This window comes from Flavobacterium pectinovorum, assembly GCF_006438875.1.
GTDB lineage: Bacteria > Bacteroidota > Bacteroidia > Flavobacteriales > Flavobacteriaceae > Flavobacterium > Flavobacterium pectinovorum_A.
This window is the reverse complement of sequence record NZ_RCZH01000007.1, coordinates 19,109-32,748: the sequence shown is the minus strand read 5'-3', so window position 1 is coordinate 32,748 and position 13,640 is coordinate 19,109. Positions and strand designations below refer to the sequence as shown.

The window sequence follows — 13,640 nt, the reverse complement described above, 5'->3', positions numbered from 1 at the left end:
GAAAATTATTTCAATCAACAACACTTTTACTCAAAATAAATGAACTATCAGGAAACTACCAATTGGATGTTTAATCAACTCCCAATGTACCAACTTCAAGGCGCTTCGGCATACAAAGAAGATTTGACCAATATTAAGTTGCTGGCAGCACATCTTGATAATCCCCAAAATGAGCTAAAATGCATTCATGTTGCGGGAACTAATGGCAAAGGATCTACTTCGCACATGTTAGCTTCGGTTTTGCAGGAAGCCGGATATAAAGTTGGATTGTACACTTCACCTCATCTAAAAGATTTTAGAGAAAGAATAAAAATCAATGGCGCCGAAATTTCAGAAGATTTTGTGTGTGAATTTGTCGCCAAACACAAAGATTTTTTTGAAGCTAATGACATGAGTTTTTTCGAAATGTCGGTTGGTTTGGCTTTTGATTATTTCGCAGCAGAAAAAGTTGATATTGCCATTATCGAAGTTGGTCTTGGCGGAAGACTTGATGCGACCAACATTATTACGCCATTGGTTTCTGTGATTACAAACATCGATTTAGATCATACGCAGTTTCTTGGAAATACTCCTGCAGCAATTGCAGGCGAGAAAGCCGGAATTATAAAACCCAATGTTCCCGTTGTTATTGGTGAATATACAACGGAAACTCAACCTGTATTTTTGGCTAAAGCCGAAGAAAATAAAGCACCAATATACTTTGCTTCCGATTTGATTTCAGAAGTTTTTCCATCTGATTTAATTGGCGATTACCAGTTTCATAATAAAAAAACGGTTCAGCAAACTATTGCAGTTTTGAATTCTCAAAACGAATTTACTGTTTCCAACGAAAATCTAAAATCGGGCTTATTAAAAGTGGTGAAAAATACCGGTTTGCAAGGAAGATGGCAACAATTGGGAGAAAATCCGAAAATCATTTGTGACACCGCACACAATAAACACGGATTGGCAGTTGTGATGAATCAGATTAAAAATCAAACTTTTGAGAATCTTCATATTGTTCTTGGAGTTGTAAATGATAAAGATCTGGATTCGATTTTACCTCTTTTCCCGAAAAAAGCTCAATATTATTTCTGCAAACCAGATTCGTCACGTGGTTTACCTACCGAAATTCTGAAAGAAGCGGCAGAAAAACATGATTTATTAGGCGAAAAATACGATTCGGTTGAAAGCGCCTTCGCAGAAGCAAAGAAAAATGCCTCCAAAAATGATTTTATTTATGTTGGCGGAAGTACTTTTGTTGTCGCCGAATTGCCTTTAAATTAATTGAATTTTAAATCGTACGAAAAAGACTAAAAAATATTCTCTTATAATAAATTCAATTACAACGAGATAGGAAAAACTTTAAAAAAACTTTAAATTTTTAGCCTATTTTGTTTGCAGAACTGAAAAAGTGGCTTATATTTGCACTCGCAATCAGAAACGATAGCAACCTAGTAAAATAGGGCGATTAGCTCAGCTGGTTCAGAGCACCTCGTTTACACCGAGGGGGTCGGGGGTTCGAACCCCTCATCGCCCACCAAGAAACTCCTTAAGAAATTAAGGAGTTTTTTTTATGCCCAAAAACAACAGTTCATTTCAACATCCCCTGTAAATTGTTATTAATACTAAAATTACTGATTTGTAGTTCTCAAAGTTCAAACAACATAAAACGATAGATATAAATCTTCTTTATTACTAAAATTATTCCTCCAACGAATAGAAATTGTATTTAATAAATTATAAAAATTTTGTTTCTATATTAGTCCACAAATTATACTGATGATTATTATACTTTACAAATCTTAATCATGATAAATTTTGTATTTAATAAGTATAATTTACGCACAGGCGATATAGTATTATTTGAAACCAAACATAATATCAAAATTATTCCCTATGGAAAAAAAGTGGAAAAATTTTAGTGGAAATATTAATATCTACAAAGATTTACAAAGAAATGATATTCGTGAAATTTTTGCCGAAAAGAACATTCATTCTCTTCAATTTTATGAATTTGAAAATCCAAAAAATGAAACTTGGGAAATCTTAAATGATTTTTTTGGAGAATATCCAAACATCGGTTTAAGATTATTATGGTTCGAAACTCAAAATTTCTCATTTTATAAACTAATTCCAAATATTAGAAAATTTACCATTGCGTCCTACAATACATTTGATTTTTCAAAACTCCAAATTAACACCAAATTAAACCATTTTGGAATTGAAGAAACAAAATCAATCGCTGTAGATGTTTCCTTTATTAAAGAATTTATAGATCTAGAATCTCTTTATGTTGATGGAATGAAAAAAGGATTGAATAATATAAAATCATTAACAAAACTGAAGAAATTAACTTTTAGAGGAGTTAAGCTAGAAAATCTTCAGTTTATAACGGATTTAAAAAATTTAGAAGATCTTAAATTACTTTTTGGTAGTTATAAAGATTTAGACGCTTTAAGTAATCTCAAAAAATTAAAATCTATTGAATTTAGTCGAGTTAGGCAAATTCCAGACTTTAATTTTTTAAACTCCTTGGAGAATCTTGAAAAAATTGAATTTGAAGGAATGGCTAAGATGGAAGAAATCCCAGACATGTCTAAATTAACTAAACTTAAAAAGATTATTATAAATAATAACCTACAGCTTAATGATATACAAAACATTAGTAAAATACCAAATTTAAAACTTTTACATCTTACTTTTGCTGACAATTCAAAAGCACAGGATCGTAAAAATTTAATCAATCAATCATTAGAAATTTTAATGACTAGTAAAACTATTAAATACACAAATATATTTCACTGGATAGATGAAGTTTCAACAAAAAGATTAACAGACAAAGGAATAGAAAAGTGGGAATGGGGCAAAGAAATGTAATATACTATAATAATCGACATTTTCTTCAAATCCCACAAAGATTGATTCGTAATAAGGCTCATAAGAACCACAAAGTTTCCAAAAACCCCAAAGTCACTTGATGTTGGAGTTTTTTCTATATAATTGTATCACACAATTTCAAATCTGTTTTTTACCAATTGGGAAATTTCTGAGAAATTTTAAATATCTTTGAACTATGAGCACACTAATAAAACCAAATCACATAGGGCGAAAAATTAGCCGTATTCGTGAACTTCGAGATATGAAACAAGAAGCTTTGGCGCAAGCTTTAGGAACAAACCAACAAGCTATATCTGCCATTGAAAACAGTGAAACAATAGAAGATGGAAAACTTGCCGAAGTTGCAAAAGCTCTTGGTGTAACAGTAGAAGCAATTAAAAATTTTTCAGAAGAAAATATGATTAGCTATTTTAATAGTTTCCACGATAACAGCACCAATAATGGTCAAAATGCTGCATATCCAATATATAACTTTAATCCTCTTGATAAGTTGATGGAAGTTTACGACGAAAAAGAAAAACTTTATGAACGTTTAATCCAAGCAGAAAAAGAGAAAGTCGAATATCTGGAAAAAATAATAAAAGGGAAATAACCTTTTTGAAAAGCAAAAACTCCTTAAGAAATTAAGAAGTCTTTTTTATGGCTTTATTTTTCTTCCGCAAAGTATTTGTCATTTCGACCGAAGGGAGAAATCACACAAGCATATCTACAAAGATTGGCGAATTTAGGCACGGAATTACTAGTGTGATTTCTCCCTTCGGTCGAAATGACAAGATTGTGTACATCTTTTTGTCTACGATTTAAGTTTCAAACGCAAAAATTAAGCGTTCTTATATTTATCAGAAAAATTGTAGTTTTGTTTAAAATTCCTAATCAACATCTGTGATTTACATTTTAAATTATGTTTTTTACAATTCCTGTTTATTATACTTAATTATTATCTTTGAACTATGAGCACACTAATAAAACCAAATCACATAGGGCGAAAAATTAGCCGTATTCGTGAACTTCGAGATATGAAACAAGAAGCTTTGGCACAAGCTTTAGGAACAAACCAACAAGCTATATCTGCTATGGAAAACAGTGAAACTATCGATGAAGAAAAATTAATTGAAGTAGCGAAAGTACTTGGCGTAAGCGTAGAAGCAATTAAGAATTTTTCGGAAGAAGCTGTTTTAAATATTATAAACAATACTTTTACTAATACTAGTCACGATAACTCAACAATTAACTCAATTAATATCCAGCCTAACTTTAATCCTCTTGATAAAATTGTAGAACTTTACGAACGATTAGTCCAATCCGAGAAAGAAAAAGTTGAATATCTGGAAAAAATAATAAAAGGAAAATAACCTTTTAGAAAAGCAAAAACTCCTTAAGAAATTAAGGAGTTTTTTTATGTCTTTTTTATGTTTCGAATATATTAAAGCAATTCCTTTAAAACTTTTTTACCATTTTCATTATCCGGATTCAATTCAACAGATTTTTGATACATCTTAATCGCATCTTCTTTTTTGCCACATTGCAGTAATGCCTCGCCATAACTATCATATATATTGGCGCTCTTTGGAAAAATTAATGCCGCAGAAGCAAATGTTTCTAAAGAATTTTCTTTTTTCTGAAGTCTCAGAAATTGATAACCCAATCTGTTAAAATCCCTTTCTGTTGCTTCATAACTACCAGGGTTCTTTAAATATTCTTCGATCAATTGATTTGCTTTTTCTTTACTTCCGTTTTCAAGCAAACTACCATAAACTCTTGAAAGATTTTGTACCGGAACGACATAAGGTTTATCATTAATTAATTGTAAAACTGCATTAGATACCGCAAAAATAGGACTTGCAGTATTAGATAAAAGTACCACTGTCTGGTTTTTATCAATGTTATGGATCAAAATAGAGCTAAGTCCGGTAATGGATCCATCGTGAAAAACTAATTTTCCGTTACTTTCATCAGTATACATTTCCCAACCCAAACCATAGGCTATCTCTTTTTCGCCATAACGATAAGAGGCGATTTTCCCATCATTGAGCTTTGTTGGTGTTAATGCTTCTTCTAATTCTTTCTTGTCCAAAAGCTGATATTTAAATAATGCATTTTCATACTTCTGCAAATCCAGAGCCGTGCTTATAATACCGCCGTTTCCATAAAAATTGCTTTTCTCAAATATCAAAAAAGATTCTTTCTGATCTTTAATATTAACGAAGTTCGTCGAATACATGTTTGGATAGGAATATAATTCTACTTGATTTGGCACCTTAATCTTTCTATTCTCCGGAAGAAATGAATCGTTCATTTTGGCAGGTTTGAAAATATTCTTTTCCAAATAATCTCTGAAACTAATTCCGGATATTTTCTCGACTATTAATGCCGCAAGACAGAAATTAACATTACTATATTCCCATTTACTTCCGGGCAAAAATGAAAGCGGAGTTTTATTCTGAATAAATACCGGTATGATATCCGCATTAGAAATATTTTTTTCAGGCTGCTCTTTTATTACATTATCAAATAGATGATAATATTCCGCCAATCCAGAAGTATTACTGAGCAAATGCCTAATGGTGATATTTGGATAAGGAAAATCCTGAAGATATTTTTGAACCGGATCATCAAGCTTTAATTTCCCTTTTTGTTTAAGCTGTAGTATTGCCGTAGCAGTAAACGTTTTTGATACGGATGCAATTGGAAATTGAGATTTGTCAGTGATTTTTTCTTTCTTTTCGAAATTAGAAAATCCATAAGTCTTAGAAAAAGTAATTTCTTCTGATTTTGAAATTAAAACGCTACCATTAAAAAGATCATTTTTACTAAGTGTCGAAAAGAAATCATTTATTTTTTGTCCCGAAACGGTACTGCTCAAGACAGACGCTACTAAAATAAGAAAGATTTGTTTGTTCATTTTTGATTGATTGATTTATTGATTGATTGATTTGTTTTTAAGCCAGTATATGAAATATTATTACTACAATTATTTTTTTGGAAGGTTATATTTTTGGTCTTTCAATATTGCTGTAATTGCAGCTGAAATTTCAAAAACTTTTCCATTATAATTGTTATCTAATAGAATTATTGTGAATTTTTCATCAATATCTGATACTAAAATTGCTTCATAATTTCCAGCTCTTCCATCGTGTAGATGCGTAATTAAATTTTCGTTTTTATATTTTGCTTGTCCCAAAGCCGATTGAGTTTCCGGCAAATCAAATTGTTGACCTATTTTATAAAGTGATTTTTTATTAATTACTTTATTGTTGTGAAGACAATTTGCCCATTTTAATAAATCAATAGTCGTAAGGTAAGTTCCTCCTGTTATTGGTAAATCTTTTTTGTCTGGAACTAAATTATTATTAAATCCTTGCGCAATATTTTCTTCTCCTTCTAAAGGAGTCAATTTAGCCGAATACATTTTACAAGGTTTGAAAATGAATTTTTCTGAATATGTTTTAAAAGATATCCCTGTCAATCGTTCAACAATAAATTGTCTTAAAAAAATATTATTATTGTTATAATCGTAATTTGTACCAGGTTTAAAATCGAGCGTATCAATCAGCATTAAACCATCAAAAAGGTCTTTGTCATTTTTAATACTTTTCCAATTTACATTAGGCAATCCGCTTGTGTATTGTAATAAATTTCCAATCGCAACTTCATTTGCCCATTTTGGTAATTCGGGAATAAATTTGGAAACCTTATCTTCTAGTTTCAGTTTACCTTGTTCTTGTAATTGGATTAAAGCAATCGCACTGAATTCTTTTGTAATAGAACCAATATTAAATCTGTAGTCAGTAGTTAATTTGTTCGTTTTTGTTGCATCAGTAAATCCAAATGAAGCGTTGTATATTATTTTATTATTTTTTGAAACAAGTACATTTCCATTAAAAACGCCAATTTGGTTTGACCATTTCATTAAAGAGTCAATTTGTTTTATTTGCTTATTCTGGGCAAATATATTATTAGTTAGAAGTAATAGAACAGTGAAAATCGAGAACAGTTGTTTGTTATAGTGCATCTTTTAATTTCTTGGTTTCTTTATGAGCTTTGGTTAACTTGACAAATAGTATTAATTTTTTTTCCATTTTTGACTAAATCTGATTTCTGCCAGCTTATCGTAAAGTTTTTTTAATCCGTAAGTTCCAATCATTCCATAGTCGCTAATGGTTTTTACTTTGCCATTATTAAACGTTATTTTCAAATTTCCTGTTTGATCGTCAGTATGCATTACATAATATTCTTTGTTTAAATTCTCAAAATCACAGTAATTTATAAGTTCCTCTAATTTGTCAAATTCTGTTTTATTAATCTTTGCAGAGAATACTCCTTCTTCCTTTCCATAACCAACTTCTTGCTCTTTATTAAAATTATAATACCGAGCATTAAATACCGATAAAGAATTCCTGTTTAAAGTAAGTTTATAAACCGGACAAGAACCAAAACAGCCTGAAGTACTAAACTCAATTCTCGTAATTTTATTTTTTTTTGGATTTTCATTGTATTCGATAAAGTCGCCAAATTTGAAAGTCAAAATATTTTTTGATTCTGCATATTCATTTTTTTTACCATCAACTAATTTCTGTGTATAAATAACTAAGAAAGGCTGAGAGTTTATATGTTCAACTTTCGGGACGATTGAATTACCCCATTCTTTATCAATGTGAAAAATTTTGGTTTTATTTTCGCCATAATTCATTACTACAATTGGTGAAAAACTACACGATTCTTCCCCTTCAATTCCTGGTCTAAAACTTATACAATCATGATTATCACCAATAGCGAGCAAATCAGTGTAACCATTATTATCAAAATCAACTTTTGTATAATTTGTTTTGACATTAAGTTTATTTGCTAAAATCTTATTTATACTATCTCTCCTATTACTTCTGTTGAAATTCTGAAGATTTTTTAATTCATATTTCTTGTAATTTGTGTCACTTTTTTGAATGAACTTTTCTATTTCTGATTTACTTTTTAGCCTATCTATTTCTGATTGGACAATTGGGGTTTTAAGAAATTTAGTTTCGTTTTTACAAGATGCAAAAACTAACAGAATTAAAAATAATTTTATGATTTTCATTTTTACTTTTTTATGCTTTATATTTTCCAAAAATTCATTTTATAATTCTTATAATCTATTACGGATTCTTTGTCTGACTAAAACCAATCATTGACATTAAAAAGAAAAATAAACCTATAAGTACAAATACAAAACAATCCCAATGTTTGTTTTCTGATTTATTAAAATTATTATCTGATAATTTTAAATAATTAGTTGTTTTTGATTTAATACTTTCAATGCCAATATTTTCATTAAAAAAATAGGTATCACTTACTGATAACGAATCAACTTTTATCAATTTTTCCCGATAATCTTTTTTATCGATACCAAGATATATAGAATCGCCTTTATTTACATCGCTAATTATTTTTTTTACAAGATCTCCTCCCAAAATCTTCTTGCTTATATGGAAAACTAAATCAGGGTATTTTTTTAATCTGACATTAATATAACTATGCTTACCTCTTACATATTCAATTTTTTCTGATGTTATATCGCCAAGAACAATTATGTCTTTTGATTTTATATCTTCAATATGCAAAGCATTATATGCTCCATAAAAAAGTAAAGCGCTTATTGTTAAAAATATAATAGCGAGTTCTTTTCCTATTTTTCTTTCTGCTAATTCTTCACGTTCTGTATCGCGTTTTTTGCCTTTTGTAACTTCATTTTTTAATTCAAAATAATTTTCAAAATAGTCACATGTTATCTTTATTTTTTCTTCATTTTTAAAATATAAGGTTATTTCTTCCCATTTATTAGATTTTCCTTTTAATTGTTTTTCAGTCCAACTTTCAATCTCATCAAGTTCATAGACTTTTTTTTCACTTCTTAAAAAAGACCATTGAATTAACTTGTTTTTTGTAATGCTGTAATTTTTTATTGAAAATAAATTGAGTAAAATAAAAACGGAAACCAGTAAAGACAAAAGGAACACAATTAGACAAATGTTTTTTGCATTATTGTCAGGTGTATATTTTATGAAGGTATAAATTGCAAGTATTAAACAAAATAGTAGACCAAACAAATGGCTTTTCCAGTAATCTTTTTTCTTTTTTGTGCTAAAATAATTATCTGTCAATTTTTTGTTTTTTTAAGATTTCGATCAACGAAGTAGACTTTCTTTTGGGCTAATATAAGAAATATCGCAAGAAAATATATGTAAACTTGGCGGCTTTGCGACTTTGCGCGATTTTTTTTCAGTCTTAATTATCTAAAAAAAGCTTAACTTAATGACATTGCGCTATAACATGTATATCTTATATCTCTAAAATTATTGAATTAAATGTTGGAGAAATTCCAAAAAAAATCAATAAATTACCATAAATAAATAATCACAAATGAAACAACAAAAACAATGGTCAATAGATGAAATTCAAAAAGTTTGGCAATTAGCTTCAAAATTACATGATGGACAAAAATATGGTGGTTTTAGTAAGGGCGAACAAGTCGAGTATATAAATCATATCGGAAGTGTTGTATTCGAAGTTTTAAACGCTATTCAATCAACTGAAAACATAAATGCCGATTTGGCTATTAAATGCGCCATACTTCATGATACTATCGAAGATACAGCTTTGACATATGAAAAAGTAAATGCCCTTTTTGGTCATGAAGTTGCAAGTGGAGTTCTTGCGCTAACTAAAAATGATAAAATTGAGGGATCGTTGGAAAAAATGCTTGATAGCCTAAAAAGAATTAAAGAACAACCCGTAGAAATTTGGGCAGTTAAAATGGCAGACAGAACGGCAAATCTATACGAACCTCCATACTATTGGACAGACGAAAAAAAGTTAAAATATATTGAAGAAGCCGAAATAATATTGGATGAGCTAAAAGATGGAAATGAATATCTAGCCAAAAGATTGAAAAATAAAATCCAGGAATATCATCGTTTCGTTGGTTCATCAGTAAATTAGCCTATAAATCACAATTAAGCTGGTTCCCAAAGCTCTATTTTATTACCATCGGCATCCATAATATGCACAAATTTTCCGTAGTCATAAGTTGCAATATCATCTAATATGGTTACTCCGTTTTCTTTCAGTTTAGCTACAAGTCCTTCGATATTCTGAACTTGATAATTGATCATAAACTCTTTTTTGGATGGAGAAAAATATTCATCTCCCTTTTTGAAAGGGCTCCATTGAAGTGAATTTACTTTATCAGCATTATTAATATCTCTGGATTGAAATGTCGACCCCCAATCATTGGTTTCAAGTCCAAGATTTTTAGAATACCATTCTTTCGTTTCTTTCGGATTGTCCGAAAAAAAGAAAATACCGCCAATTCCTGTGACTTTTGGTGTGGTGTCAATTGGTGAATTTGAGTTATCCGATTGTTGTTTTGAATCTTCCATATTGGGTTGTTTTTTAGTTGTCTATCTACAAATTTAAGAACTATTATAATCGATATTACTAATCTTAAATATTCCTTTCACTTAAAACTCTATTTCACTTTCCTGCAGGTAATAAAAAAGAACGGAAAACTTTCATCCAATGCTATGATTTCGAACAATCCAAATTTATCAAACTCAGCATGAACTGATTCTTTGTCGTAAAAGAACATTTTGACGCCTTCAAATATTTCGTAACGATCTTTGCTTACAAATTTGCCTTTGCCATAAGTCTGAGCCTCTTTTGTGATTGCTGTAAAAATCATATAACCATTCTCTGATAATTGATTGTAAGAATCCCTGATTAGTTTTTGTCTCTCGTCACTATCTAATAAATGAATTAATGCATAACAGAATATTCCATCATAATGATTAGTATCAAATGGCATATCGGTCACAGAACCATGATAAATTTTCAAATCTGTACCAAAATGTTTTGCTGCAAGATCAATCTCCGTTTTTGATATTTCAATTCCCGTTACCGTAATTCCGTTTTCTCTGAAAACTTGTGAATTTCTTCCGTAACCAATTCCCGGAATCAGAATATTTTTTATTGAATTCTCCACAAAAAAATCCTTTGCCAATAGTGCGGATTTTGAAGGCTCGAGTCCCCACATTTCTTGTTTTTCAACAAAATTATCTTCCCAGAATTCTGCCATAATATTACTTTTTATTTTACACTTTTAATATTCTGAAAATAGTATAATTTCTATTCACTTAGATTAAAATACAATCCACAACAAATGTTAGATCAAAATTAATTTTTATACATTTGAAAAATAAAGATAAAAAATGAATAGAAAAGGTTGTCTTCCTCCGCCAAGATTTTAATTTCTTCTTAAAAATAGATGAAGTTGCAAATTGACAATACGTCAAGTGTTTTGCTATACTTCATATTTAACTAGTAATTAATTTATAATCTTGTTCGGTTTCGGACAGACAATTTTTATGAAAAACTCTTATCTAAAGTTGCACATAGCTGTAATACTTTCGGGTTTTACCGGTATTTTTGGCAAACTCATTTCTCTTAACGAAGGACTATTAGTTTGGTACAGAACCTTCTTTTCGGCGATTATTTTATTCTTTCTTCTAAAATTAACCCAAACATCCGTTGCAATTACTATTCGCGAAAAATTAAAAATTTCCAGAAGCGGTATTTTTATTGCTATTCACTGGGTCTTTTTTTATGCAAGTATAAAATATTCCAACATTTCTATAGGCGTAGTTTGTTATTGCTTAACAAGTTTTTTTACTGCCATTTTTGATCCTTTACTTAATCGAAATAAGTTCGTATTTTCTCAATTCATATTTAGTGGAATAACCCTTTTGGGTATCAGTTTAATTTTCAAATTTGATAGTTCTTACCATACCGGAATTATGCTCGGTTGTATCTCGTCGGCTTTTGCAGCACTTTATACAATTTACAACGAACGATTGGTTAAAACTTATGATAGTAAAGTCATTAATTATTACCAAATGACCGGAGGTACAATTTCTTTAACGATTCTATTACCCTTTTATTTATTTCTTTTTCCTGTAAATAGTTTAATTCCAAATGAAAGAGATTTTTTCTATCTCCTCCTATTATCATCATTTTGTACAGTTGCATTATACGTTTTATTTGCAGAAGCATTAAAAAAAACACCTGCTTATACGACTAACCTAACCTTTAACTTAGAACCTATTTATGCCATAATTTTAGCATTTATATTTTTTAATGAAGGCAAAGAAATGGGAAAACCATTTTATGTGGGACTCTTTTTTGTATTTGCTTCGGTAATTTTGCAAACTATTATTTCATTCAACAAAAAGAAATAATCAAAACAAGAAACCTCCAAAATCAAATGACTTTGGAGGTTTCATAATTTAAACTCTATTTTTTTTCAATTACCAAGGACTAATTCCTGTTTCATCGTCAATATCATTACTGAAAAATTTTCCTGTTGGTCCATTCTCATCTGTATCTGTATGTTTAATGATAAAACTTGCGGCGCTTTCTACAGATCCCGGACCTGAATGATGATTAAAATCTGTTGCGGTATAACCCGGATCAATTACATTTACTTTAAAAGGTAAATCTCTCAATTCATAAGCCAATATAATCGTGTAAGCATTCAAAGCAGCTTTTGAAGTCACATAACTTGTTGCTTTAAAATTATAGTATTTCCAATTTGGATCACTATGTAAAGTTAGAGATCCAAGTCCCGAAGTAATATTGCTGATTCTTGGATTTTCTGATTTTTTAAGCAATTCTAAAAATGCTTGCGTAACACTTATAACACCAAAAAAATTGGTATCGAATACATTTTGAATATCTTTTTTCGAAGCGTCAAAAGCGCTTTGAGGAAATTCACCGCTTATTCCTGCATTATTGATTAAAATGTCTAGTTTACCTTTTTCTTTTTCAACAATACTTTTTGCTGCTGCAATAGAATCCGCATTTGTAACATCAATTTGAATTGCTTTGATGTTTTCGAATCCATTTTCATTTAATTCTTTTACAACTGCATTTCCTTTTTCAAGATCGCGGGTTCCTAAATAAACAAACAAACCTTTTTTAGAAAGTTGTTTTGTAATTTCTAATCCTATACTTCTATTTGCTCCTGTAATTAATACTGATTTCATTTTTCGTGTTTTTAAATTATTGAAGCAAAGGTCATTCGTTTAAAAACAAAATCATTTGCCATTTGACAAAAAGCGATTTAACGAATATTTTTTCTAATTCGGCTTAAGGAAGATTGTGTAACTCCTAAATAAGAAGCAACGTAAGAAAGCGGAACGCGATTGACAACATTGGGGTAAATTTCCAGAAAATTCAAATATCTTGTCGTCGCATCTTCTGAAACTAACCGACTTCTTCTGTCTACTTTTTGTTTCATTTTTTTTGTACTAATTTTATGTGCTATAGCTTCCCACGGAATAATAGTGTCTAAGAGTTCTCGCCAGTCTTTTTTTGAGAAAACCAATAATTTACAATCAATAGCTGCCTGAACATAAGCATTTGAAGGAATATCATTTTCGAAACTTTCGAAATCGACCACAAGATTATTTTCGTCAATAAAATAGGTGGTAATATCTTCTCCTTTATTGTTGTAATAGCAAATTCTTACGATTCCGTCTAAAATAAAACCAACTTGCTGGGCAATCTTTCCCGCTTCAGAAAAATACTCGTCTTTCGGGAGGTTTAACTCCGTCGCTTTCTGCGAAATTAAATCAAGTTGCTGTTGGTTTAAATCTCCAAATTGCAATATGTATTCTATAAATTCTTTCATAACTGCAAGTTAATCAAAGTTATTCTTGATGGATTTG

The 13,640-nt window shown here is 30.0% G+C and carries 14 protein-coding genes and 1 tRNA gene; 7 read left to right on the top strand and 8 right to left on the bottom strand.

The genetic code is table 11. The features are described from left to right. Nucleotides 1-39 precede the first annotated feature (39 nt). From EAH81_RS11450 to EAH81_RS11430, 5 genes are all read left to right on the top strand, one after another. A complete protein-coding gene (locus EAH81_RS11450) occupies nucleotides 40-1,266 on the top strand; it encodes a bifunctional folylpolyglutamate synthase/dihydrofolate synthase (protein WP_140507099.1) in 1,227 nt (408 codons plus the stop codon). A 178-nt stretch (nucleotides 1,267-1,444) separates the two neighbouring features. Continuing rightward, nucleotides 1,445-1,522: transfer RNA gene (locus EAH81_RS11445), tRNA-Val, on the top strand. A 356-nt stretch (nucleotides 1,523-1,878) separates the two neighbouring features. Then, a complete protein-coding gene (locus EAH81_RS11440; protein ID WP_140507097.1) occupies nucleotides 1,879-2,859 on the top strand; it encodes a leucine-rich repeat domain-containing protein in 981 nt (326 codons plus the stop codon). 196 nt (nucleotides 2,860-3,055) lie between these two features. Beyond that, a complete protein-coding gene (locus EAH81_RS11435; protein WP_140507095.1) occupies nucleotides 3,056-3,472 on the top strand; it encodes a helix-turn-helix domain-containing protein in 417 nt (138 codons plus the stop codon). Between the two features lie 358 nt (nucleotides 3,473-3,830). Beyond that, nucleotides 3,831-4,232, top strand: coding sequence for a helix-turn-helix domain-containing protein (locus EAH81_RS11430; protein WP_140507093.1), 402 nt, complete (start codon nucleotides 3,831-3,833; stop codon nucleotides 4,230-4,232). Between the two features lie 71 nt (nucleotides 4,233-4,303). On the opposite strand, the gene EAH81_RS11425 is transcribed toward EAH81_RS11430, so the two are convergent. From EAH81_RS11425 to EAH81_RS11410, 4 genes are all read right to left on the bottom strand, one after another. Beyond that, nucleotides 4,304-5,782, bottom strand: coding sequence for a serine hydrolase domain-containing protein (locus tag EAH81_RS11425; RefSeq protein WP_140507091.1), 1,479 nt, complete (start codon nucleotides 5,780-5,782; stop codon nucleotides 4,304-4,306). Nucleotides 5,783-5,851: 69 nt separating this feature from the next. Next, entirely contained in the window at nucleotides 5,852-6,790 is a 939-nt protein-coding gene (locus tag EAH81_RS11420) for a serine hydrolase domain-containing protein (protein ID WP_140507089.1), read from the bottom strand. A 153-nt stretch (nucleotides 6,791-6,943) separates the two neighbouring features. Further along, a complete protein-coding gene (locus tag EAH81_RS11415; RefSeq protein WP_140507087.1) occupies nucleotides 6,944-7,954 on the bottom strand; it encodes a DUF6438 domain-containing protein in 1,011 nt (336 codons plus the stop codon). Between the two features lie 58 nt (nucleotides 7,955-8,012). Continuing rightward, on the bottom strand, nucleotides 8,013-9,017 hold the full coding sequence (locus EAH81_RS11410) for a hypothetical protein (RefSeq protein ID WP_140507085.1): 1,005 nt from the start codon (nucleotides 9,015-9,017) through the stop codon (nucleotides 8,013-8,015). Between the two features lie 259 nt (nucleotides 9,018-9,276). Here EAH81_RS11410 and EAH81_RS11405 point away from each other — a divergent pair, with 259 nt between their 5' ends. After that, complete coding sequence (locus tag EAH81_RS11405) at nucleotides 9,277-9,855, top strand: HD domain-containing protein (RefSeq protein WP_140507083.1); 579 nt, start codon at nucleotides 9,277-9,279, stop codon at nucleotides 9,853-9,855. 14 nt (nucleotides 9,856-9,869) lie between these two features. On the opposite strand, the gene EAH81_RS11400 is transcribed toward EAH81_RS11405, so the two are convergent. Together EAH81_RS11400 and EAH81_RS11395 are read right to left on the bottom strand one after the other, a co-directional pair. Next, the gene (locus EAH81_RS11400) at nucleotides 9,870-10,295 is read right to left on the bottom strand and encodes a VOC family protein (RefSeq protein WP_140507081.1); all 426 of its coding nucleotides are present in this window, start codon (nucleotides 10,293-10,295) and stop codon (nucleotides 9,870-9,872) included. 89 nt (nucleotides 10,296-10,384) lie between these two features. Continuing rightward, on the bottom strand, nucleotides 10,385-10,990 hold the full coding sequence (locus EAH81_RS11395; RefSeq protein ID WP_140507079.1) for a class I SAM-dependent methyltransferase: 606 nt from the start codon (nucleotides 10,988-10,990) through the stop codon (nucleotides 10,385-10,387). Nucleotides 10,991-11,279: 289 nt separating this feature from the next. Here EAH81_RS11395 and EAH81_RS11390 point away from each other — a divergent pair, with 289 nt between their 5' ends. Further along, complete coding sequence (locus EAH81_RS11390) at nucleotides 11,280-12,149, top strand: DMT family transporter (protein ID WP_140507077.1); 870 nt, start codon at nucleotides 11,280-11,282, stop codon at nucleotides 12,147-12,149. A gap of 69 nt (nucleotides 12,150-12,218) precedes the next feature. Here the strand turns inward: EAH81_RS11390 and EAH81_RS11385 are convergent, their stop codons facing one another. Both EAH81_RS11385 and EAH81_RS11380 read right to left on the bottom strand, forming a co-directional pair. After that, on the bottom strand, nucleotides 12,219-12,956 hold the full coding sequence (locus tag EAH81_RS11385) for an SDR family oxidoreductase (RefSeq protein ID WP_140507075.1): 738 nt from the start codon (nucleotides 12,954-12,956) through the stop codon (nucleotides 12,219-12,221). Nucleotides 12,957-13,033: 77 nt separating this feature from the next. Further along, nucleotides 13,034-13,603: a Crp/Fnr family transcriptional regulator gene (locus EAH81_RS11380; RefSeq protein ID WP_140507073.1), complete on the bottom strand. Its 570-nt coding sequence runs from the start codon at nucleotides 13,601-13,603 to the stop codon at nucleotides 13,034-13,036. Nucleotides 13,604-13,640 lie beyond the last annotated feature (37 nt).

Bases quoted from the DNA above. Each gene is read 5' to 3' on its own strand.
- EAH81_RS11450 (WP_140507099.1), top strand. From the start codon at position 40: ATGAACTATCAGGAAACTACCAATTGGATGTTTAATCAACTCCCAATG.
- EAH81_RS11440 (WP_140507097.1), top strand. From the start codon at position 1,879: ATGGAAAAAAAGTGGAAAAATTTTAGTGGAAATATTAATATCTACAAA.
- EAH81_RS11435 (WP_140507095.1), top strand. From the start codon at position 3,056: ATGAGCACACTAATAAAACCAAATCACATAGGGCGAAAAATTAGCCGT.
- EAH81_RS11430 (WP_140507093.1), top strand. From the start codon at position 3,831: ATGAGCACACTAATAAAACCAAATCACATAGGGCGAAAAATTAGCCGT.
- EAH81_RS11425 (WP_140507091.1), bottom strand. From the start codon at position 5,782: ATGAACAAACAAATCTTTCTTATTTTAGTAGCGTCTGTCTTGAGCAGT.
- EAH81_RS11420 (WP_140507089.1), bottom strand. From the start codon at position 6,790: ATGAAATGGTCAAACCAAATTGGCGTTTTTAATGGAAATGTACTTGTT.
- EAH81_RS11415 (WP_140507087.1), bottom strand. From the start codon at position 7,954: ATGAAAATCATAAAATTATTTTTAATTCTGTTAGTTTTTGCATCTTGT.
- EAH81_RS11405 (WP_140507083.1), top strand. From the start codon at position 9,277: ATGAAACAACAAAAACAATGGTCAATAGATGAAATTCAAAAAGTTTGG.
- EAH81_RS11400 (WP_140507081.1), bottom strand. From the start codon at position 10,295: ATGGAAGATTCAAAACAACAATCGGATAACTCAAATTCACCAATTGAC.
- EAH81_RS11395 (WP_140507079.1), bottom strand. From the start codon at position 10,990: ATGGCAGAATTCTGGGAAGATAATTTTGTTGAAAAACAAGAAATGTGG.
- EAH81_RS11390 (WP_140507077.1), top strand. From the start codon at position 11,280: ATGAAAAACTCTTATCTAAAGTTGCACATAGCTGTAATACTTTCGGGT.
- EAH81_RS11385 (WP_140507075.1), bottom strand. From the start codon at position 12,956: ATGAAATCAGTATTAATTACAGGAGCAAATAGAAGTATAGGATTAGAA.
- EAH81_RS11380 (WP_140507073.1), bottom strand. From the start codon at position 13,603: ATGAAAGAATTTATAGAATACATATTGCAATTTGGAGATTTAAACCAA.